The organism is Kitasatospora azatica KCTC 9699, from assembly GCF_000744785.1.
Lineage (GTDB): Bacteria > Actinomycetota > Actinomycetes > Streptomycetales > Streptomycetaceae > Kitasatospora > Kitasatospora azatica.
The window spans coordinates 5,243,305-5,264,297 of the sequence record NZ_JQMO01000003.1 but is presented as its reverse complement, the minus strand read 5'-3'; the positions used below and the strand labels follow the sequence as shown (position 1 = coordinate 5,264,297).

The following is a 20,993-nucleotide window of genomic DNA, read 5'->3' as shown; positions in this document are numbered from 1 at the left end:
CGACCATCGCCGTCACCCTTACTCGTGTGGGGCTCGGAAAGTCATCGCTGCAGCTCAAGCGGCGTATCGGTACTCGTTGACGACACCGCCGAGGACTCGAGTACGCAGGAGCCTTACGGGATCGAACTGGTGCAAGACTGCTGGCTGTTCCTGGATCTCAGGCGGTCGTTGGTCCCGGGATCGGTGCGGTCGATGCCTGTTGTAGTGATCCCGGTACTCGGCGAGGACCTGACGGGCGTGGGCCTCGTTCATGATCAGAACGTGGTCGAGGACTTCGCGGCCGATCGTGCCGATCACTCGCTCGCAGTGTGCGTTCATCCGAGGCGCTCGGGGCGCGCTGATCAGCACCCCCATCTCCTCAGCTTCGAAGACAGCGTCGAAGGAGGCGGTGTACTTGCTGTCGGGGTCGCGGAGAACGAAGCGCAGAGACTCGACGCGGCTGCCGAGGTCGGCGGCGAGATTGCGGGCTTGCTGGGTCGCCCACTGTGCTGTGGGGTGGGCGGTGACACCGGTGATGTGGAGCCTGCGGGTGCCGTGCTCAAGGAATGCCAGCGCGTACAAGCGCCTGTCCGTCGCGGTGTCCACGTGGAAGAAGTCCGCCGCGATGATCCCCTCGGCCTGCGCGGTGAGGAATTCGCGCCAGCTCGGTCCGGTACGGCGCGGGGCCGGGTCGATGCCGACCGCGCGCAGGATCTCCCAGACTGTGGACGGCGCGATCGGGTGCCCCAGCCGCGCCAGCTCGCCCTGGCTCCTGCGATGACCGCACCGCGGGTTCTCCCGCGCCAGGCGCAGTACAAGCTTCTTGAGTGCTGCCGCTGTGGCCGGGCGGCCAGTGCGTCCCCGCCGGTCGGAGTAGTCCCACTTGCTGGCGATCAGCCTCCGGTGCCAAGCCAGCAGCGTCCCCGGCGTGACTGGGAAGACGCTCCTCCAGCTACGGCGCGGTATCAGCGACGACAGCGCGGCCAACCAGAACCTGTCCGTGGGCTCGTAGCGAACCGGACCGTCGAGCTGTCGTCGCAGCACCGCGTTCTCGAGCCGCAGCACCAGCAGTTCGGCGTCCTTGGCGGTGTCCCGGCGCAATAGCACCGCCGGCACGGACAGCAGCGCACGCGTGGCCCTGTACAGCAGCGAGATGATCACCCGCGCAGCATCCCAGCCACCATCGGTGAGTCCGCACGCGAGCTCCCATCTGCAGCAATGACTTTACGAGCCCCACAGGACGCGAACCGCTCGTTGCCGAACACCGCGCCGAGTTCGTCCCTGATCCGCATCGCCAGGCAGCCACGCGGGAACACAGCCCGCGCCACCCGGGACGTGGACCCGGGCACTTCAGGAGCCGGCAGCGGACGCATCGACATGATCTCCTCCTTCGACCCAGATCACCGGCCTGACACCCAGCAGTGTCCACCCAACACGGAGATCACGAGTGACGAACAATCACATCGAGCAACAAGGTCCCACGGGGATCACGGATCACGCGCTCCGCTCACTCTCCGAGGACGGCGAGCGCCGCAGCCTTTACACCGGCCGGGGCCTTCTTGTCGCGGAGGTTGTTCCTGATGATTGTCGGGATCATGCCGGTGTCGAGGGCCAGGGATCTGAGGGTATAGACGTCAACACCGCTTTCTTTTCCTGTCTCGATGTCAAGACCGAGCTCTCGCAGTTCGCGGGTGCGGCGCTCGGTGTGGACGGAGTCCCTGGTGACAACACGGAGCAACGCGGCGCTGACTGGCTGGCCGAAGTGTTGGAGCAGGATGGTGAAAAGCTCCTCGTGGGTCCGGCTGCCATAGGGCACGACGAGGTAGCGTTCGGGGATCTTGTTCCCGTACTGAGCCGCTATAGCGTCGCAGAGCTGCTTGCGGAGGTCCTGGAACGTCTCGCACTCTGCCGGAAGATCGATGCGGATCAGAGCCTGCATCGACTCTGCCAGCAGGCGCTTCGCGTAGAGGTAGGCATCGAGGAGGTCTTGTGCGCACGCGTCCTGCTGAAGCTGGTTGAGGAGTTCAGTGACCGCATGCTCGGTGGCCGGCTTGAGGCGGTTCCAGTCAGCCTCGGGACGGGACTTGTGCTCAGGCATTGGGATGCGCTCCTATCACTTCGCGATCTCTGCAATGGCGCTGCCAGGAGGGTAGCGAAGGATGTGTGTATCCTCGCCTGCGTTTTCGACCGCCTCTAGGTCGCCCAGCCACTCGCGGAGGAACTGAGCTCCTTCTTGGTCAGGGCCGTTTGCCCGAAGGAAGCTGATCTGACTGCCGATCTTGACTCGGGGATCGTGGCCCGCTTTGCCAGGCGAGGCGAGCGAGTCCTGAAGACTCAGGCCTGCGGCGAAGCGGCGGATGTCGGAGACGAAGTCCAGAACGATGACCTTGTCCTTGCCTGGGGCGAGGCGGAGGCCTCGGCCGAGCTGCTGGACGAAGATGCGGCGGCTGTGGGTGACGCGCTGGAAGACAACAATGTTGACGTCCGGGACGTCCACGCCCTCGTTGAGGACGTCGACGGCACACAGGACGCCTGTACGGGCATCTGCGAAGTCCCACAGGATGCGGTTGCGGGTTGCCGCGTCCACCGCCTTGCCGCTGGAAGTTCGGGAAGCGATGACTTCGGCGCTGGCAAAGCCCAGGGCGTTGATGCGTCCGGCCATCCGCTCGGCATGGTCGATAGTCCCGCAGAAGACGATGGCGCGGGGATTGAGCTGTTCACGCCACACCTCGGAGAGCCGATCAGCGACAGCATCGTCCCATTCATCGATAAACAGGGTGCGGTTGATTCCGCGGGGCGTGAGGGCTGGAGCAGTCCCAGCAAGTCCGGCGGCCAAGGCGTCCCAGTCGAGGTTGTCCGTGAACATCCGGTAGTCGACGTTGGCGAGAAAGCCCTCTCGCAGCCCACGCACCAAGTCAATGTCCACGACGGGATAGTCGAACCACTGTCCCAGCGTCTTCCCGTCGGGCCGCCACGGAGTGGCGGTCATGCCGAGAAGGAACGCTCCGCCGTCAGCTGCCGACAGCTCGCCGATGACCGTGTCGTATGCGGTGGTGCCCAGGTGGTGGCACTCATCCACGACCACCAAGCCGAAGTCGGGGAGTGAGCGTCCTGATGCTGCGGCGGTAGCTACGCTGTCCACGCAGGCGAACACGATATCGAGATCAGCCAGGGCGTCCGGGTCCGGACGCTCGTATCCATTCCACACGCCGGTGCCCACGGAAGAGGGCAGCATGGGCCAGAAGGAACGCTCGAGCTGGTATACGAGCTCGTTTCGGTGTGCGAGGACAAGCGTCTTTGTGTCGGGGCGTGATGTCCGGAAGCGCCGGTAGAACTCGGCTGCGACGAAGGTCTTGCCTAGCCCGGTTGCAAGGACGACCAGGGCACTGCGGGCACCGTTGACCATTTCGCCCATGACGTGTTCAACGGCGCGCTCCTGATAGGAGCGCAACTGGTAGCGCTCCGGGAACCGTTGGGACAACGGATCCCGGGGCACGCGCTCGGCCTGCCGGACAAGCATGCGGCGGTCCCATAGCTGGAGAGGGATCCCTCTCGCTGCCAAGTGCTCGTGCTGGGCCCGGACGGATGCCTCAAAGCCGTTGAGGCTAACGACGACAGGGATGTCAGCGTCATAGCGCTGGCACGCCGCGATGGTCTGCGCGATGACGTCAGGCCCCACCGGCGTACGCCAGCGCTTGACCTGGAAAAGCCATCGCCGTCCGTTGAGGGTGCCGATCACGTCGGCGCCGCCATCACCGGATGCGCCGGCTAGCTGGACGCCCGTGTAGCCGCGGGCAGTTAGGAGGCGCTGGACAGTCCTCTCAAAGGACTGCCAGCCAGTCCCAGCCAGGTTGAGGTCGGTGACGATACGTTGCGTCATGACAGCTTGTCGGCGAGGAAGTCAACAGCAGCGCGAGCTCGGACGATGATCAGGCGTTCTGGCTGTTCGTAGCGCATGTAGGACGCGCAGTCCTCCAGGCAGCGCAAATATTTCAATCGCAGGACTTCTCGCAGCTTCCCTGCGATGAGCGGGCCGACCTCTGCCTCGCTGGGCCAGGGGTCCTGCCAGACCAGGCCGTTGAACCAGCTGTCGGAGTGGCGGGCGAAGAACGCGGTCACGGTGTCGCGGTCGCAGTAGCGCAGGTAGCCGCCGGTGCTCTTGAGGCGGCCGAGCTCAGCCAGGTCGGCACCAGATTTGATCATCGATTCGGCGAGCGCAAGCTGCTGCGTTTCATCGAGTTCGCTGTAGAAGTCCTCGGCGTGGGGTGCCAAGAGGATCTTCTCGGTGATCTGGCTGAACAGTTCCTTGATGTCGCCCCGGACAGTGTCGGCGTTGTCGGTGACCGCGTCGCCCCACCCCTGTTTGAGGAGCTCAGCGGTCATCGCCGCGACGGTGTGGCCGGGCTGGTTCTGCAGGTTCCTGTGGAGGGAGTAGAGATACTGCGCTGCCTCGGTGGCGACAAGGTACTCGGGTCGCAGCCCCATGGCGGTGAACACCGGGTGGGTTGGATCGACATACACAGTGATCCTTCCCATCGCCGCGCCGGTGACGAGCGGTACCGGCTCGCGGCCGTACGCAGGGATGATTGGCCGATGCACCGTGTGCGCCGCAATGTCGAGCGGGCTGCTCATCTTCCCATCGGCCAGAGCGACCATCAGCTGGGAGGCACAGTAGTCGGGTTCTTTCGTTGAGGCGAGGGCGAGCGCTTCGGGGCTGGCGGGGTGCGGCGCGCCCTTGATACTGCCGCATACATTGCAGGATTCGTCCCCGGCCTTGTTCTCAGAGGAACAGAAGGCGCACTTCCAGGGCAGTTGGACCGTGGGGACCTGTGAGGTAGCGCAGTGCGGGCAAGCGGTGGAGGACCGCGGGATCTGCTTGCGGCAGTCGGCGCTCAGACAGGTCTTCCCGTTGAGGACCTGTCCGCATCCTCCGCACTCCTCGGCGGCCGGGGTGTTCTGGAACCCGCAGTCACCGCATTCGGGCAGTTCCTGGATCGGCGGTTCACCGGCCGTCTCAACGAGCTCCCACCACTTCTCATCGGTGTAGTAGCCGGGCTCGCGATCGAGGAACTTCTGATGGTAAGCACGCTCGGTGTCGCGAGAGATCCGGTCCGCCTTGCCCTTGGCGGGGTTGTACTGGCCCATGTACATGTCGCTGCGGCCGAAGTTGCGGACTTTGCGGTAGCCCTGGAACAAGCGGGAGACAGGAGACTCGTTGCGCTCCTCGTCACTCCACTTAGTGGGGAGTAGGGAACCGCCGCGCAGGTACCGCATGGCGTCCTGCCACTCATCCGTAGCCTGCTGGAAATTCTGCTTCTGGAAGTCGACGGGGACCTGGTCGAGGTGGACCTCGCCAACGATCCTCCCGTACTGCTGGTCGATCGGGTACTCGCGCTCAGAGCGCCCGGTGGATTCGTCGGCGAACTCGAAGAAGGCTGCCTTCTCAGCCACCCGGATCACGCGCCCGTTGCGGATCAGGTCGATCCCGAAGTCGTTCTGGTCGTCGAACCGCTGGATGCCGACCCAGCCTCGGACCCGGTGGACGACCTGTCGGCTCTCCGTTCCTCCGCACCGGGGACAGGTCGCCGAAACGCCGAAGTCGGTCCCGTCGTGCAGGCACCGCCGTGCACGGCTGATCTGCTCGTCGAAGTCGATTCGCGCGGGCACCTTGCCGTGGCTTTGGCGCTCGACGAACCGCTCCTTGGACCACACGCAGTGCTCGAACGGCTGGCACCGCTCACCGTTGACACTGATTATCACCGGTGTGGAGCTGTCGGTGCGCAGAAGCGATGCATACCGCCGCCCGAGCCGATCACGCAGCGTCTTCCGCGGAAGCTTCGCCAAGTTGCGGATGAAGCCGCTGTTCCCATCGCCGTCGGGCCACCAGCCACGGATCTCGACTACCGTTCCGTGCGTGAGGCCAGGGGGTTTGGGCACCTGCTCAGCCTCGGCTGCGAAGCTCTGCTCCTGGATGAGCTTGGGGAGATCGAGGGTGACCTGGATGGCATGCGGGTCTTGAGCGCGCGCCGAGACCACGCGGGTGATACGGCCCAGCTTGCCGGTGGCGATGTTGAAGCCCATGCCGAATAGCCCGAGGGTGTCGAAGTGGTTCTTGGAGGAGAACCCTGCCCGCATCGAGTCGGCGATCTGCTCCTCGGAGAGCCCGGGTCCCGTGTCGCGTACTCGGACAAGGCCCTCGCCGCGGCTGACCTCAGCAGCACTGGGGATCTCGATGATTACCTGGCGGACAGGAGACGGCTTGCCCGCGGTGGCCGCCGCCCGAAACGAGTCGATGGCGTTGTCGATCAGTTCGCTAAGTGCGTCAAGCGGCGAAATCGGGGTCCGCGTGAGTGCCACCAGCACCTGCGGAGTGGGCGTGATGTCCAACAGCTTGTGCGCCATCTTCAGCTTGACCCCGTCTTCACTGTCCGCGATCTACTACGTCCGCTAGCGTAGTGCCCTCCGCCTGTTCAGACGGCCAATCAGTGCGATCAGATGGCGGATCAGCCGCCAGGCACCACCCGGTCTGCGTGCCGCGCCGCAAGCCTCTGGAGCGGCAGCCGGTCGGCCTCGCTGGCTGAGCGCACCACCTGAACAAACCACGGCGCGATCCAGGAACCTCCCCGGTACGGCCACTCGCCTTGGGTTAGCACATCCCCGCCTAGCCACTCGGGCCCTGGCGGGCGCTCGGAGCGAACAGCGGCGAGCACCTCGACCTGGGGCTCGCCCTCTCTGACGTTACGCTGGCCGAGTTGAGCTGTGGCGCCGATCAGCCACCATTGGAACTGACGGTGCATAGGCGATTCCGCGAGACGGCGAACCGACCCTGTTGTCAGGCCGGCCGCACGGTATGCGTCGAGCGCCAGGCCGTCCGCCGGGACAATGACAGCAGCGTTGCCCTCAGTGACAAGGTCCGGCTGGCCGGTACCGCCAGCGGCAACAGCTGCCGCACGGTCGATCTCCTCATAGGTGGTCGCGGCGAGCTCAACATCCGGGTTCAGGAACTGCTTGATGCCCTCGAAGAACTTCCTAGGCTCCTCAAGTCGCAGCTCGGCCCCGGCGCGTAGCCTCAACTCGTCGAAGAGCATCGGCCAAGGGCGGCGGCTGCGGCCGGGCTCGGCCTTCTCGTACCAGTCACCCTTCCCGTCAGAAGAGACCAGCAGGACCCGGCAGGGCTGCTCCAGTCCTCTGGCCTTCTCCACAATCTCCGCCCAGAGGAGGAAGTCGCCTGCCGCCTCGAGGGATGTTCCCTTGCGGCCGTCCGAGAACCCTGGCGGGATCTGGTTGGGGAACCGGTAGGTCAGGGCTTCATCGAGTCGCTGCCTCACCGTGTCTGGCGGAGTGGGCGCGGCGATGCGATCGAGAAACAGCGCGGCCACACGCGGGAGGATGGGGTCATCAGAGCTGATCGACCCGAGCAGTAGGTCTTGCTCGTCCTTCAAGTGCTGGACGTGCCGCCGTAGAAGAGTGCGGTACTCATCCAGACGGCCGTCGATCGCCTCCGGGTTGATCTGCTCATCGAGTTCGGCGCTGGCGACATCGTCCTGTGCGTACTTCGCGAGGAGCCGCTTCACCAGATCGCTGGCCTCGATGACTGCCTGGCGGGCCTGCTGCAGCTTCCGGTCGACCTCGGCGGGCGCGTCCTTGAGGGCCTTCAGGCGATCCACGATCACACGGTGACGTCCGCGGACGAACTCCAGTCCAACCTGATGGGGCAGCCACAGGCGGTCAGCGATCTGCTCCAGCGCTGCAAAGACCTGCTCGCGCGCTCCGGGATTGTACTCGTAGAGGCTGAGCAGGATGTTGGTGTCGAGCACTACAAGACCATCAGTGAAGAATGCCTCCCGCTCGGCGTCGTCCATGCCGCCGTCGGGCAGGAGCCAAGCGCGGTACTGCTCAACCATTGGAAGGTTTCCCTGGGCCACGTTCCCCCGCGCTCCTGTCCTGTTCACACTCAATCCTCGCGATGCGCGACTGTACCGGTCGAAGACATCCGGCAAACAGAGCCTGCTGTCGGCGGATCAGCTCGCCAAAGTCTTCACCGTCCAGACCGCGATGACCGACGATCCCGTGCGTGCCGAATTGGATGCGGACCAGCGGCCCGTCCTGCTCCACGACCGCCCCGACCGGCGCGAAGCGAGGAACCCGGCTCCTCAACTGCGCGTCGAACACGGCCAACAACCCGGCAACATCCCTCGACGCCGCACTCACCCCCTTGTCGAAGGCTTCAGCGTAGTAGGGCGGACCTCGGACGGAGCGACCGGCCACAACAGGGCTGCCGGTGAAGCGAAGCGACTCCATCACACGGTCGGCGACGGATCCAATTCATTCGTACACGACTGCGCACATACTCACGTGTACGCCGATACGGGGAGGTCCCCCTGCACGGCTGTGCTAGCGGCCGTGGCGCGGGATGCCGCTACACACTTCCCTGATGAGGAGAGCTCTGGCGATGCGCTCGACAGTCTGCCAACTGTCATACGGCTGCGGCATCCTGGAGCAGTGAAGATGCCGAGAGTCGCGTGCCCGTCCTGTTCCCGCCCAGTGGCGCTCGTACCGATCGCGGGCCGTGCCGGTCACGGAAGCGTCCACGACCACAAGCGCCATGCTCACGAACTCGTCTTGTGCGCTGGCAGCATGACTCAGCTGCCGCTCGCCGACGCCGTGGCGTTCCAGGAGCAGCTCGACCTGGAGGGGACGCTGGGCGCCCAGCAAGGAGCCGTGCAGGCCACGCTGTTCTCGTAGGCCAGCGCCAGCCTCTCGGCAGCCGGATACCGGGGGCGCCAACATACGCGGACCGGCGACGACGAGCTGCTCGCACGGATCAAACCGGGCCTGTATGCGCGGCCGGGCCGGAGTCCGGCTCCTCGGCTTCAATCACCGTCCAGGCCTGTGGCAGGCGGCACCGGTGTCAGAACTCGCCGTACTCCAGCAGCTGGCTGATCGCATCGGCCTGGCGGCGCAGGACGATTCGGCCGTCGCCGTCGCTGCAGGCGAGGAGCCGTGCGCCGATGTCCAGGCCGGCCTCCGCGAGGAGGGGCCATGGGCAGGGCCACGTGGCCTTCGGCGTCGATGCTGACTTCAGCAGGTTCTCGGATCACGCGGATGAGTCTTTCACTGCCGGACCGGGTGCACCTATTCGGTGCCGAAACGGGGGCTTCCCCGATAGCCTCTCCCGTGTGGATCACGGATTTGATGCTGAGCAGCCCAGCCTGTGGCCGGATGCGTCTGGGCAGGACTCAGCGCTGGAGGCGGTAGCCGAGCTGATCCTTCGCGAAGACCCCGACGGTCGGCGTTTCGCGGGTGCGGTCCGGCGGAGCATGGACATGCTGCTCGATGGCCAGCACACCGGGCGCTTCCGCTGGGAGCAGCTCTACAAGACGGAGAAGGCCCACCTCGGCACGCTCATCGAGATCAACCTGCAGCGGGAGTTCGCGTTCGCCGACGGCGCGAGGATGGACTACCGGATCGCTGGTGCGGATGTGGACTGCAAGTTTTCCCAGACCCGCGGGGCGTGGATGATCCCGCCGGAGGCGCACGGCGAGCTGCTGCTCGTGGTGTGGGCGAACGACCGCGACTCGCAGTGGTGTGCGGGTCTGGTCCGGGCGCTCCCCGAGCTGCTGAACGTCGGCGGCAACCGCGATGCGAAGAAGACGCTCAGCGCGGCGGGGCGGCAGGAGGTGCGGTGGCTGTTCTACAACGCGCCACTGCAGGACAACATGCTGCTGCGCCTGTCGGCGGACGACGTCTCGGCAGTGTTCAGTCACAGGTCGGGCCAGCGCCGCGTCGACGAGCTGTTCCTGCGCGCGCAGCACCGGAGGGTCAGCCGCAACGTCGTGGCGACTGTGGCGATGCAGGAGGACTATATGAAGCGGGTCCGCTACAACGGCGGCTCGCGTTCGCGCTTGCAGTCCCGCGGGATCGTCATCCTCGGCCACTACTCGAGCCATGGCCAGCTGGCTGAGCAGCTGGGCCTGCCCGTCCCGGAGTCGGGGGATTCCGTTAGTGCGCGGCTCGCACGGCTGAGGCCGCACCATGGGGGTGCGCCCTGTGTCGATCTCGGCGGCGAGCAGTGGACGCTGGCTCTGCCGGACGACCCAGAGGAATACGTCCCGAAGCTCCCAGAGATATGAGCACACGCTCTCCAGACCCAGACAGCGGTGCCTGGACCGCCCCCGAAGGCTCGTGGGCATCCTCGGCAGCTAACCGGCGCAGCATGCTCGGAAACCGCAGCAGGGACACCTCCCCGGAGTTGGCGCTGCGGTCGCTCGTGCACGCAGCCGGGCTGCGCTACCGGGTTGCTGTGAGACCGCTCCCGAAGATGCGGCGCACAGCCGACCTGGTGTTCCGGCCGGTGCGCGTCGCCGTCTTCATCGACGGCTGCTTCTGGCACGGCTGCCCGGAGCACTTCGTTCTTCCCAAGACCAATCCCGCGTACTGGGAGTCGAAGATCGGCGGGAACGTCACCCGCGACCGGGATACCGATGGGCGCCTCGCCGACGAGGGATGGCTCGTGCTGCGTTTCTGGGAGCACCAGTCGCCCGCGGAGTGCGCAGAGGCAGTGGTGGCAGCCGTTGTGGCGCGGAGGCAGGAGCTCGCCGAGCGGAAGCGGCTAAAGGCTGAGAACAGCCAAAGCCGTCTCCCCGGAGGCCCGCCCGCGGGCTGATTTCCCGCGGGCGGCAGCCGGTCATGCTCAGCTGATCTTGGCCTTGTTGGCCTTGAACAGCTCGTGCCGCTCGTGGCCCTCCTGGCCGATGAAAGCCTTGAAGTCGCGGAGCAAGTAGCTCGGGACGCCCTGCTTGCGCTCGACGGTCTCGATGTTGAAGTCCCGGCCGAGGTGGCTCAAGTGGCGTTCGACGTCGGGCACGCCCATCACGACGTCCTCCTTTTGGAGAAGCGCGGTGATCTGCTCTGCTGTGAGCGCCTGTGTCCTTCCGCGGAGCAGCCGGTAGACCGGGTCATGGGTGATCTCGGCACGTTCACGGCGAGAGGCCTTCTTGTTGAGGGCCCGCGCGATGGAGAGGCCGACCTCTTTGGCGACTGGCGGCGGGAAGGCGTTGCCGATCTGCCGATAGCCGGTGGTCTTGCCTCCCTCAAACTCCCAGTCGTCGCTGAAGCCCTGGATCCGCGCCGCCATCCGGCTGGTGAGCTTCGGTCCGCCCCTGCGTTCGCCCTTCTTGCTCGTCGCCGGTTCGAAGCCCGGCGCCGGCGCGTCGTTCGCGATGCCCCAGGCGTCGACGCCCAGGGCCTCCCAGGCCGCCTTGGCCCGGGAGGGGCCGAGGTCGGCTCCACCGTGCTTCTTCGAGCCCCCGACGATGGTGGGGGCGATGCCGTCAGCCTTGGCGGCCCATTCCTCGGCGCCTTCCCAGCCGTTGGCTGCCATGAGGTCCTTCAGCGTCTCACCGACCGTGGGCGCCAGTCCGGGCAGGGGCTCGGGCCAGTGGAAGTACTCGGCGTACTCATCCTGGAGGGCGACCAGGACGAACCGCGGCCGAAGTTGCGGCACCCCGAAGTCGGAAGCCTGAAGGAGCCGCCACTCCGCCACATAGCCGAAGTCGCGGAGGGTGTCGAGGACGTGCTGCCGGTATGCAGAGAAGCGGTTGGCACTGAGTCCGCGGACGTTCTCCAGCAGCAGCGCTTTGGGCTGGACACGCTCGGCGAGCTTGACGGCCCAGGCGAACAGATCACGCTCATCGGTTGCACCGAGCTGCTTGCCCGCAATCGTGAAGGGCGGGCAAGGCACCCCTCCCGCGAGCAGGGAGACTCCCTTGTAGTCCTCGGGCCGCCATACCTCTTCATCCGCGACGTCGCCCTGGACGACCTTCCACTCGGGCCGGTTTTTCCGCAGTGTCTCGCACGCGTTCGGATCAAGCTCAACTGCAAGGGCGTGCTCGAACCCTGCCCGTTCAAGGCCGACGGCCTGCCCTCCTGCTCCGGCGCAGATCTCGACAACCTTAAGGGCAGACATTCTTCCTCCGTGCAACGCGCGCCGATCCTGCGGGGTGGAGGACGCCAGATGCCGGACTGCGTCCAGCCAGGTTATCGAACACGTTAGCGAACCTCCCTTCGAGGTACGACCTGCCATTCCCGATCCTGCTGTCCAGCGCTGGCCAGCGGCATGGTCCCGGTGCGGTCGCCCTACATGAAGCGGCCAGTCTAGTTCCGGACACTGACAGCCCCAGCCAGCGCGGCCCGAATCCAGCCCCGTCCTGGCACAACGCGCCGACGGGTCCAGGGACACGCCCCGCGAATGGGACAGGCAAGTGCACCTCCCGGGCGTCTGCGACATCAGGCTCGGTGACCCGGGCTACGTCGGCGCTGCCGTTCCGGCCGCGCGCACGCCAACCGCATCCGTGTTTCTCGATCCAGGCCATGGGGTAAGCCCTCTCCATCGGATTCAGAGCCCGCCCGTAGCGGGCGGTGTCCCCATGGACGCTTGGAGTCGGCGGCGAGGGCAAGCCCGCCTGCGGATGTTCGCTATACGCAGAGCCACGTCAGGCCAGCTACCGGTAATCAACTTCCAGCACCGCAGAAGCCCACTCCAGGTTGGCCGGTGGTACAAGCTCGGACACACTCTTCCCCCACCGTGCTCGGTTTCCGAGTACGGTGGATCTGCGCCCGTTCCAGGCCTTCGGCCAGGTGCGGGCGTTCGTCGTTCGGTGTCGTCCTCAGCTCGTCGCATGTCTCGCTGGAATATCAGCCAATCAGGATCCTCTCGGCTAGCTCGGTGTCGGCGGTCAGGACCCTGGCCACCGCGTCGTAGGTCAGTGTGGTGCCGCTGGCACGCAGGTGCTCGACTGCGTCGAGGGCGGTGAGCGGCTCACCGGCCGCATCGCCGACGGCAGCCGTGAGGCGCAGGACGAGAGCCGGCAGGTGGGCCACGATCAGGTCCTCTCGCACGTACGCGTTGTGCGGCCGGTCGGGCTGCGGGGTGGTAGCGCTGTTTTGGCCGTGGCGGCAGCGGTAGCCGGGGCGTTGGTGGGTCCAGTGGGAGTCCATCCGGCGGCCGCACAGGCCGCAGCGCAGGATCCCGGCCAGCCGGTACGTGCGGCCTGGCGTCACCTCGCGGGTCACGCGGACGTGCTGGGCGGCGACGAAGTCGGCCTCGCTGAGCAGCGCCGGGTGCACCTGCTTGCGGGAGATAGCCCAGTCGTCCGGGGTGTTCCAGCGCTGGACGTCGCGGTGGCCGAGGGTGGTGTTGTCCGGGTCGATCAGCTCGTGGTCGGTGCGCTGGCGGTTCCAGACCTGGCGGCCGGTGTAGCGGGGGTTCGCCAGGATCGCCCGCACCGTGGGGACCTGCCAGCGCCAGCCGTCACGGTGCGGGTTGCGCTCCGGGTCGACGGCGGATGGCGGCGGAACCTCCGTGTCGTTCAGAGCACGGGCAATCCGGGCGAAACTGTGGCCGGACAGGCGCTGGGAGAAGATCCACCGCACAATCGGTCCCGTGTGCGGGTCGGTGTCCAGCCGTCGCAGGCGCACGCCGCGGCGGGCGAAGGACCGGTTGGGGTGCGGTCCCGCATCCACCAGGCGGTAGCCGTACGGAGGGCGTCCCCCCAGGTAGCGGCCCTGGTCGCGGGTCTGGACGGCCATGGCGGAGCGGACCCGGATCCGGGCGCGAGTGACCTCGCGCTTGGCGAGGATGCCGAGCAGGACCATCAGCTCCTCGTGCCCGGCGACCGTCGGGTCGACACAGCCGCCCAGTTCCGGGATCCACACGCCCACGCCGAAGTGCTCGAACAGTGGCGCCATCACGCTGAACTAGTTGCCGTGGAAGGCACGTTCGCTCGACCCGATGACGATCGCGTCGAACCCCCGGTCCGGATCGGTCAGCGCCGCGAGAAGAGCGCCGGCCTCGGGACGGCGTGCCCAGGGCAGCGCCCTGCTGTGCCCGACTTCGAAGAACTCCGCCACGACCCGGCCATGGCCGGAAACCAAGGACTCTGCTTGCAGCAGTTGCCAGGCGCGCGACGTGGCCGGGTCCTGGTGATCCTCGGTGGAAACCCGGCCGTAGAACGCGATCCGCAAGCCATCACTCTCGGGCGCCTTCTCCTGGGCAAGCCCGGCTCGCTCACGCACCCACCTAGCCAGGACATCTGACCTACCGTCCGAAGTGACAGACACATCGCCCCACTCACTGCCAAGGTCATCGCCACGACTGACACCTCCCGCCGACTCGCGGCCAACACCGCACCCCGAGCATGACCACCCCAACAAGCCTCTGGCGAGAGTCCCCCGGACTATCATCACGAACGGGTGAAGTTCGATAAGAATCCCTGCGCGCTGGGCACTACTGCCTTCTCATTCTCGTGCCGCAGCCGGCAGCCCCGGGTTGTGAGGTTCGGCAGCCTGCTGACGGCCGATCCCCGGTGAGGTTCGAACCCACCTGCCGCGCTGGGAGAAGAGGCTCGGGAGCTGACTTCAAGTCATCTTGCCCGTAGGCTTGGTGGAATCTGATTCTCTGGGCGGGTAAGTGTGGCGATCAGACTTGTCAATGTGGCTGACGGCCGTGTCCTCGCAGTCGAGAGCATGGGCGAGCCGGATGGCCGTCCGGTCGTCCTTCTGCACGGAACACCGGGGAGTCGTCTGGGCCCTGCGCCGCGCAGCTCAGTGCTCTATCGGTTGGGCATCCGGCTGATCAGCTACGACCGACCGGGATACGGTGACTCGGACAGGCTGCCGGGCCGCCGAGTGGCCTCGGCTGCCGCTGATGTCCTGGCCATCGCCGACTCCTTGGGGCTGGACGAGTTCGCGGTCCTGGGCCGTTCGGGCGGCGGACCGCACGCGTTGGCCTGTGCTGCGCTGCTCCCGGAGCGGGTGTCACGGGTGGCCGTGCTGGTCGGCCTGGCTCCCCGGGACGCGAATGGCCTGGACTGGTACGCGGGGATGACAGCGTCCAACGTCCGCTCGTACGTCGAGGCAGAGCGCGCTCTGCTCACGGGCAGCCCGCACTCCCACCCACGCGGGCGCGCGGGCTGGCCGACCCGGGTCGAGGGGCTGACGCCCGACCCTTCGGTCGCCGACAGGGTGGTGGTCTCCGATGGGGGTGTCCGCCAGCTGCTGCAGCGCAACTACCAGGAGGCGTTCCGGCAGAACGCGGACGGCTGGGTCGACGATGTGGTGGCGTTCACCTCGGACTGGGGCTTCAAGGTCGAGGACATCACTGTGCCGGTATCGCTCTGGCACGGTGCCGATGACGTGTACTCCCCGGTCGGCCACTCGCGCTGGCTCGCCGACCACATCCCCGGCGCCACGCTGGTCCTGGAGCCGGCTGCGAACGCCTTCGCGGGGCCGCGCGTGCTGAGTGCCGCCCTCAACTGGGTGAGCGGCGGTGCGCCGGACGTAGCCTCGGCGGCGCCGAGTGGCCGCGCGGCCCTATCCGGCCCGCCGGTCCCGGTCGGCGCACCCTCCACCGGCGTCGAAGTCATCACCAATGGCGTGGCCACCGGTGAGGCCAGGGGCGAAGATCCCGGCAGCACACCGCCGGACGTGCCATCGCACGAGGCCCAGCAGCCGTCCCCAGCGGGCGGTCACAGCCTGGTCGTCGATCTCGTGGAGCAGGCAGACGTCGGACGTATCCTGCCGTTGCAGGTCCAGATCGCATGGGACTCGGTCCGCGGAACCGTCCTGAAGCATTTCGAGATTCCGCCAGCCGGTGCCCGGCTCACCGTCGCCGTGCACGCCCCAGGCCTCGCCTCGCTGGACGATCTGCAGCAGGACGTACTGGTCCACCGGGAACGGGATTCGGATGTCCTGCTCTTCGGGCTCAGGGCGACGGGGCCCGGCCAGCACATCGTGATCGTCCGAGTCTTCCGAAACGGCACGTTTCTGGGCGAGACGAACCGCGTGGTCTCTGTCAACTACGGCAGCACCACCGTCTCACGACGGCCGCACCGCACCAGGCTGCCGTCGCTGGCGGCCCGACCGGGCGAGGCCACGCTGCAGGTGCTGAAGGGCGCTGCGCCCGGCAGTTACAGCTTTCAGTTGATGACGGACACCTTCTACGCCCCCGAGCAGCTCAGCTTCCAGGGCGGCGACCCCAGTCGGGCAGCGCAGCAGATCTTCGCCGAGTTGAAGGAACTCTCCAGGACTCACCGGCCCGGCGGGCGCCAACTCTCCGCCGACCGCCTGCGGGCCCGTCTTCGCAACCACGGCGTCCAGCTCTGGAACACGGTGATCCCCGAGCCGGTCCAGAGTCAGTTCTGGTCGCAGCAATCGAGCATCTCCACTCTGACCGTACTGGGAGACCAGGGCATCATCCCGTGGGAGCTGCTCTACCCGCTCAACGGAAACCTTGAGGGCGAGGGCTTCCTCGCCGAGTGGATGCCGCTGGTCCGCCGGGTTTTCAAACAGCGACGGGGAGATCAGATCGACCTGGGCGGCGCGGTGTTCATCGTTCCTCCCGGTTCGCCGGCCGACGCGCTACGCGAGGTCCACCTGATCCAGTCCCGCCTCGGCCAACCAGCTGGTACTCCGATCGAGTCAACCGCGGATCTGACAAGGCTGCTTGACCTCGGTGAGTCGGGCCTGCTCCACTTCGCATGCCACAACTCGTTCACCCCAGCAGGCTCCACCGTCGAGATGGCCGACGGTCCGTTCGATCCGATTGACCTCAGCTACCTGACCGCGAGCGGCGCGCTGCGGGAGAGCCGGCCGCTGGTCTTCTTCAACGCCTGTCGCAGCGCGGGAGAGATCGACTGGTTCGGCTCCTCGCTCGGCTGGGCCCCCATGTTCCTTGAGGCCGGTGCCGCCGCATTCGTGGGGACGCTGTGGCCTGTCAGGTCGACTTCCGCCCTCACCTACGCCGAGGCCTTCTACCGGCACTTGGTGGTGGACCATCAGCCCCTCGGTCAAGCATCCCTCAACGCCCGCCGCGCGGCCCGTGACGCGGACGCCGATCCGACCTGGCTCGCGTACGCGGTCTACGGGAACCCGTCCGCCATCGTCACCACCGTGTAGGAGCACTACGTCATGGACAGTCCGGTCTTCGTCATCCACGGGGTGGGCAACCGGGAGCCGCAGGAATTCGACGCCGCCGTGAAGAAGATGCAGGAGACCAGTGGGGTCCCGATGCTGCCCGTGTTCTGGGGAGACCTGGGCGCGCGCCACGAGTTCGTCGACCTGGCCCTGCCCGCAAGCGCCCGCCAAGGGGACGGGCTCCGCGAGGACGGCCCGGGCACCGCCCACGACGACCTCGGACGGGCACTCGCCATCAACGCCCCGCCCATCGACAGCCGGCTGCTCTTCGAAGTTCTGCTCCGCGACGCCCTCGGTGACGACGGACTGCGCGACTCCCCCGCCACGTCGACATCGGTGAGCGCGATCCTCGAAGCCGTCAACGAAGTCTGGCCAGAGACCCGATGGCTGAGCGAACTCGCCGATGCAGAGCTGCTGAGCGAGACCGCCCTCGCCCTCACGGAGACACTCCGAGAGGGCCGACCGGGGGAGGCGGAGGAAGACAGCGGTCTGCGCGCAGCGGCCAGCGGTTCTGCTCCTGGCAGGGACACCGTCCAGCGCGTACTCATTCGCCTCGACCGCATGGCCGGCGCTGCGGTGAACGCCGTCGCCGGACGGATGAATCACGCCCTCCGTACCCGCCTCGGGCCCGCCACCACTCGGTTCCTGGGCGATGTCCTGGTCTACCAGCGCCACCAACAGCTGATCCACGATCGGATCCGCGACACCATCAGCGCCGTCGACCCACGCCTCGGACGTTCCGCAGACCACCCGGTCCGGATCGTCGCACACAGCCTCGGTGGTGTGATCGCCGTAGACCTCGCCACCGCGAGCAGGCCGCTCTGGGTGAATTCCCTCGTCACCTTCGGCTCCCAGGCTGCGTACTTCCATCTCTGCGACCCTCGCGGCGGTGCTCTGGCGCCCTACTCTCCGGACAACCCGGTGCAGCTGCCGACGTCGCTGGCAGCCTGGACCAACCTGTGGCAGCCCCTGGACCCCCTTGCCTTCGTCGCGGCCACAGTCTTCCGCCTGCACAACGGCGAATTGCCCTCCGACCTGCCGATCTCACACGCCGCCACCGCAGGTCTTTGGACCCACTCCACATATTGGGACTCACCAGAAGTCAACGCAGCCATCCAGAGGACCATGCAGGATGCTGACTGACTCGGGCCCGGCGACGCGATGAACAAATCGCGTGCGCAGCCGCCACCGTGATCGCTTGCGCCCACTCCAAGATCGGCACCCCCTACAAATGGAGAGGCGACGGCACCGACGGCCACCGGCTACGACTGCTCCGGCCTCACCCAGGCCGCCCACGCCACCGCCGGCATCCACTCGCCCAGGACCGGTACGACGCCACCGCCAAGGTCTCGGGCGGCGCACCGCTGCTACCCGGCGACCTCTCGGGGAAGGCCGGCAGCGGCGGGGACTCGTGCGAGACGACGCGGGCGAGCAGCGCATCGATCAGCCCCTGCAGTACCTCGGACATCGCACACCCCCCGGTCGTTTCTCGCTCGCCCGGCAGCGTATCCGTGCCCTGCCCGTTCACTACGACCGCTGCCCTGTCACAATCCGCAAGGAGAAGCAGCGGGCGAAATACCCCACCAATACCGGAGGTGATCGACCTAGCGGATCCCGCCGGAAACGGCACACGATCATCCCGACAAAGGATGGTATGGCTACGCACGCATAATGCAGGTCATGGACCTGCGCCCCGAACTGCTTCCCCCGCCCGTGGCCAGCCAACGCCTCGAAGAGATCAGCTACGAGACCAAGCGGATCTCGAACCTGACACACCGCGGGGAGCCCATGGACGCGGCGGTCGCCGCCTTCAACGAGATGACCGAACCCGGATGGGGGGGCGGCTGCGTTCGAGGTCCTGCTGGTCGACATGACGGCGAGTACTGCGGCATGATCATTGACTGACCGGCCGCTCACTTCCGCTCGGACGGCAGCCTCGGTGAGCAGGCCGTCCCCAAAAGGGCCCTTACCGCGAGCACACCCCCGTGCCCGCGGATAGCGTGATCTTATGACCCCAGCGCGCGACCTCCAACGCCACATCGTCGTGAACGAGGTGTTCATGACCGCGTGCTGTTTGTTCGTCCTGGACTCGCACCGCAGCGAGATGCAAATGAACTACCTCCTCGCCGACGACGCCGCCCCTCACAGGCTGGGCAACGTAAGCGGAAAGTACGTCAAACGGGCGGGCGGGTACGCGCACGTCCACGAGAACGGCAGCGCTGAGACACTCGACGAGCTGCCCGAGGGCGTCTCCTCGAACGACGTAGTAGTGGACGAGCTGGACGTGTCCGCGACACCGCTGCAAGATCGGCTGCGGGCGATCGCGCGCTCACTGCGAAGCGGCCCGGGGCAGGACGCCGACGCCGAAGAACTGGCGGAGGCGATCGACGCAATCCTGGAGGCATGTCGCCCGGACAACGGGGAGCAATGGTTCGAGCAGATCAGGCAGTGGGCGAGGTCCGAAGTCTTCGACGCCGACGGCCCCGGTGACGCGAGGGACATGACGGAGCGCGCCCACAGGCTCCTTGACCGCCTCGGTCAACTAGCCCACGACCTTCAGGGCAAAGTGCTTGGCGACGGTAAGACGATCGGCGGGGTGCTCGCGATCCGAGCGCTGATGCTCGCTCGCGCCGCCGGGGCACAGAATGCGGACGACGAGATGGATGCGCTGATCGAGTCGCTCCTATACGTCACGGTTGGCGGCCCGGCGAGGATTGAGGACATTGCCGGGGGACTTTGCGCCAGGATGGTCCGACATGGAGAGGGAAACGCCGCTCGCGCGGCGGCCGACGGGCTGAAGGCGGAGGGAGACACGCTGATAGATAAAGCGCGAGACGGTGACATGCTCACTTTCTACGCGTCTCTCTATCCAGCGGCGGCCTACGAGCTGGCAACGGTCTATGTGGGGCGGGCCGCGGCTGCGGCGAGCGGTAGCCCAGGCGAGCAGAAGACCTGGAGGGCGCTCGCTCAGAACGCGGAAGAGCGGGCCGTGCGGATCGCGACCTCGCTTGGGTTCGCGGTCATGAACCTAGACGGAACCTGGATCACGCGGCACCAGTTGTGGCTGCGGCAGGTGCGCGAGGAGGAGGGCGGTGACGCCGCGAGGCTCGAGGCCCAGGATCTGGTCGACAAGCTCTTCTATCCCAGGGCATGGATGCCGGTCCTGCTCGGCGAAGCGCAGCCAATCCCCCTCAGCGAAGCACTGCCACCCGACGATCGGAGCCAACGACCATGACCGATACATCCGACCCGCGAAGTGCCGCCGAGGCGATCTCGGTCGAGATCGGACTCGACCTGACGTACTTCACTGACGAGTCGGAGAGAAACCTTCTCCCTCTCGCCCTGCCGATCGGCTACCTGCTTCTCCTGTGGTTTATCGAAGGACTGACCAAGGGTGTGGGCGAAGCCGCGGGCAAAAAGGCCGAGCCCAGGGTGGCCGAAGCCGTCAAGGGGTTGGGCGCGCGGGTGAAGCAGTTGTTCGGGCCCCGCGAGAAGTCGCCCAAAGCGGACGCCGCGGTCGACACGGAGTTGGCCACAAAAGCTCAGGCAGCGCTGACCGAGGCTCGCCAGGTGCTCACCGAGAGCAGCGCCGGGGAAGTCACTCCTGTCGCCGATGCGTACGAGCAGGCGCTTGTGGGGTACATGACTGACATCGGAATGCCAGGGCGCGATGCCATGCGGATCGCCCAGCGAGTGCGCGCCCAGGCTGGGATCCAGCTTCGCCTCCCGCTGGCAGCGGACCCAGCCTGACGCCGCAAGATGTACGTGAGCCGCGATAAAGGGGTTCGCACGGCAACTAGCCCGGACTTCGCGCTTGGAGTTTGAGGGCTGCAGCCGGCGGGGTCTGGTTTCGTCGATGCCGAGGAGTTCGAGCAGGTGTCCTTGGCCACCTGAAAGCCACCCGCACCCGCCAGCGCAGCACTCGTGGCAAGGGCAAACGGCGACGCTGACCGCTGGACCGATGCGCCGCCGATCCCCAGCAACTCACTCTTTCGGGTTAAATCCGCCCCACAGCCTTCCGCCTCAGTCTGCTCACGGCC

The 20,993-nt window shown here is 66.7% G+C and carries 16 protein-coding genes; 7 read left to right on the top strand and 9 right to left on the bottom strand.

Annotation, left to right across the window (positions count from 1 at the left end; genetic code table 11):
* Positions 1 to 54: 54 nt before the first annotated feature.
* The 6 genes from BR98_RS33920 to BR98_RS33895 form a co-directional block, all read right to left on the bottom strand.
* Positions 55 to 1,140, bottom strand: coding sequence for an integrase core domain-containing protein (locus tag BR98_RS33920; protein ID WP_035851050.1), 1,086 nt, complete (start codon positions 1,138 to 1,140; stop codon positions 55 to 57).
* A gap of 346 nt (positions 1,141 to 1,486) precedes the next feature.
* Positions 1,487 to 2,077: a hypothetical protein gene (locus BR98_RS33915; protein ID WP_035851048.1), complete on the bottom strand. Its 591-nt coding sequence runs from the start codon at positions 2,075 to 2,077 to the stop codon at positions 1,487 to 1,489.
* A 15-nt stretch (positions 2,078 to 2,092) separates the two neighbouring features.
* On the bottom strand, positions 2,093 to 3,859 hold the full coding sequence (locus BR98_RS33910) for a DEAD/DEAH box helicase family protein (RefSeq protein ID WP_035851039.1): 1,767 nt from the start codon (positions 3,857 to 3,859) through the stop codon (positions 2,093 to 2,095).
* The gene (locus tag BR98_RS33905) at positions 3,856 to 6,381 is read right to left on the bottom strand and encodes an ATP-binding protein (protein ID WP_035851038.1); all 2,526 of its coding nucleotides are present in this window, start codon (positions 6,379 to 6,381) and stop codon (positions 3,856 to 3,858) included. Before BR98_RS33905 ends, BR98_RS33910 begins: the two co-directional genes overlap by 4 nt.
* Before the next feature lie 101 nt (positions 6,382 to 6,482).
* The gene (locus BR98_RS33900; protein WP_035851036.1) at positions 6,483 to 7,883 is read right to left on the bottom strand and encodes a PIN-like domain-containing protein; all 1,401 of its coding nucleotides are present in this window, start codon (positions 7,881 to 7,883) and stop codon (positions 6,483 to 6,485) included.
* The gene (locus BR98_RS33895; RefSeq protein WP_035851034.1) at positions 7,876 to 8,280 is read right to left on the bottom strand and encodes a hypothetical protein; all 405 of its coding nucleotides are present in this window, start codon (positions 8,278 to 8,280) and stop codon (positions 7,876 to 7,878) included. The genes BR98_RS33900 and BR98_RS33895 overlap by 8 nt, the downstream gene beginning before the upstream one ends.
* An 878-nt stretch (positions 8,281 to 9,158) precedes the next feature.
* Here BR98_RS33895 and BR98_RS33890 point away from each other — a divergent pair.
* Together BR98_RS33890 and BR98_RS33885 are read left to right on the top strand one after the other, a co-directional pair.
* On the top strand, positions 9,159 to 10,112 hold the full coding sequence (locus tag BR98_RS33890) for a NaeI family type II restriction endonuclease (RefSeq protein WP_035854800.1): 954 nt from the start codon (positions 9,159 to 9,161) through the stop codon (positions 10,110 to 10,112).
* Positions 10,109 to 10,645, top strand: coding sequence for a very short patch repair endonuclease (locus tag BR98_RS33885; RefSeq protein WP_083977314.1), 537 nt, complete (start codon positions 10,109 to 10,111; stop codon positions 10,643 to 10,645). The genes BR98_RS33890 and BR98_RS33885 overlap by 4 nt, the downstream gene beginning before the upstream one ends.
* A gap of 27 nt (positions 10,646 to 10,672) precedes the next feature.
* Here BR98_RS33885 and BR98_RS33880 read toward each other — a convergent pair whose 3' ends face one another.
* From BR98_RS33880 to BR98_RS41825, 3 genes are all read right to left on the bottom strand, one after another.
* Positions 10,673 to 11,947, bottom strand: a complete 1,275-nt coding sequence (locus BR98_RS33880) for a DNA cytosine methyltransferase (protein ID WP_035851028.1) — start codon at positions 11,945 to 11,947, stop codon at positions 10,673 to 10,675.
* A 728-nt stretch (positions 11,948 to 12,675) separates the two neighbouring features.
* Positions 12,676 to 13,728 carry a recombinase family protein gene (locus BR98_RS33875; protein WP_232247826.1) on the bottom strand — a complete coding sequence of 351 codons (1,053 nt, stop codon included), beginning with the start codon at positions 13,726 to 13,728 and terminating at the stop codon, positions 12,676 to 12,678.
* A 9-nt stretch (positions 13,729 to 13,737) separates the two neighbouring features.
* A complete protein-coding gene (locus BR98_RS41825) occupies positions 13,738 to 14,004 on the bottom strand; it encodes a recombinase family protein (RefSeq protein WP_232247825.1) in 267 nt (88 codons plus the stop codon).
* Positions 14,005 to 14,505: 501 nt separating this feature from the next.
* On the opposite strand from BR98_RS41825, the gene BR98_RS42410 reads away from it, so the two are divergent.
* The 5 genes from BR98_RS42410 to BR98_RS33850 all read left to right on the top strand — a co-directional run bounded on the left by BR98_RS42410 (position 14,506) and on the right by BR98_RS33850 (position 20,703).
* Entirely contained in the window at positions 14,506 to 16,935 is a 2,430-nt protein-coding gene (locus tag BR98_RS42410; protein ID WP_083977312.1) for an alpha/beta fold hydrolase, read from the top strand.
* Between the two features lie 12 nt (positions 16,936 to 16,947).
* Positions 16,948 to 18,096 (top strand): hypothetical protein, encoded by a 1,149-nt coding sequence (locus BR98_RS33865; RefSeq protein ID WP_035851020.1) that lies wholly within the window; start codon positions 16,948 to 16,950, stop codon positions 18,094 to 18,096.
* 537 nt (positions 18,097 to 18,633) lie between these two features.
* Complete coding sequence (locus tag BR98_RS33860) at positions 18,634 to 18,858, top strand: hypothetical protein (RefSeq protein WP_157538057.1); 225 nt, start codon at positions 18,634 to 18,636, stop codon at positions 18,856 to 18,858.
* A 103-nt stretch (positions 18,859 to 18,961) separates the two neighbouring features.
* Positions 18,962 to 20,188, top strand: a complete 1,227-nt coding sequence (locus BR98_RS33855) for a hypothetical protein (protein WP_035851016.1) — start codon at positions 18,962 to 18,964, stop codon at positions 20,186 to 20,188.
* Positions 20,185 to 20,703, top strand: coding sequence for a hypothetical protein (locus BR98_RS33850; RefSeq protein WP_035851014.1), 519 nt, complete (start codon positions 20,185 to 20,187; stop codon positions 20,701 to 20,703). The genes BR98_RS33855 and BR98_RS33850 overlap by 4 nt, the downstream gene beginning before the upstream one ends.
* Positions 20,704 to 20,993 lie beyond the last annotated feature (290 nt).

What these genes read in the sequence shown, in the direction of transcription:
- BR98_RS33885 (WP_083977314.1), top strand. Translation starts at nt 10,109, where the DNA reads ATGAGCACACGCTCTCCAGACCCAGACAGCGGTGCCTGGACCGCCCCC.
- BR98_RS33915 (WP_035851048.1), bottom strand. Translation starts at nt 2,077, where the DNA reads ATGCCTGAGCACAAGTCCCGTCCCGAGGCTGACTGGAACCGCCTCAAG.
- BR98_RS33900 (WP_035851036.1), bottom strand. Translation starts at nt 7,883, where the DNA reads ATGGTTGAGCAGTACCGCGCTTGGCTCCTGCCCGACGGCGGCATGGAC.
- BR98_RS42410 (WP_083977312.1), top strand. Translation starts at nt 14,506, where the DNA reads ATGGGCGAGCCGGATGGCCGTCCGGTCGTCCTTCTGCACGGAACACCG.
- BR98_RS33875 (WP_232247826.1), bottom strand. Translation starts at nt 13,728, where the DNA reads ATGGCGCCACTGTTCGAGCACTTCGGCGTGGGCGTGTGGATCCCGGAA.
- BR98_RS33880 (WP_035851028.1), bottom strand. Translation starts at nt 11,947, where the DNA reads ATGTCTGCCCTTAAGGTTGTCGAGATCTGCGCCGGAGCAGGAGGGCAG.
- BR98_RS33850 (WP_035851014.1), top strand. Translation starts at nt 20,185, where the DNA reads ATGACCGATACATCCGACCCGCGAAGTGCCGCCGAGGCGATCTCGGTC.
- BR98_RS33910 (WP_035851039.1), bottom strand. Translation starts at nt 3,859, where the DNA reads ATGACGCAACGTATCGTCACCGACCTCAACCTGGCTGGGACTGGCTGG.
- BR98_RS33865 (WP_035851020.1), top strand. Translation starts at nt 16,948, where the DNA reads ATGGACAGTCCGGTCTTCGTCATCCACGGGGTGGGCAACCGGGAGCCG.
- BR98_RS33895 (WP_035851034.1), bottom strand. Translation starts at nt 8,280, where the DNA reads ATGGAGTCGCTTCGCTTCACCGGCAGCCCTGTTGTGGCCGGTCGCTCC.
- BR98_RS33860 (WP_157538057.1), top strand. Translation starts at nt 18,634, where the DNA reads ATGGACCTGCGCCCCGAACTGCTTCCCCCGCCCGTGGCCAGCCAACGC.
- BR98_RS33905 (WP_035851038.1), bottom strand. Translation starts at nt 6,381, where the DNA reads ATGGCGCACAAGCTGTTGGACATCACGCCCACTCCGCAGGTGCTGGTG.
- BR98_RS33855 (WP_035851016.1), top strand. Translation starts at nt 18,962, where the DNA reads ATGACCCCAGCGCGCGACCTCCAACGCCACATCGTCGTGAACGAGGTG.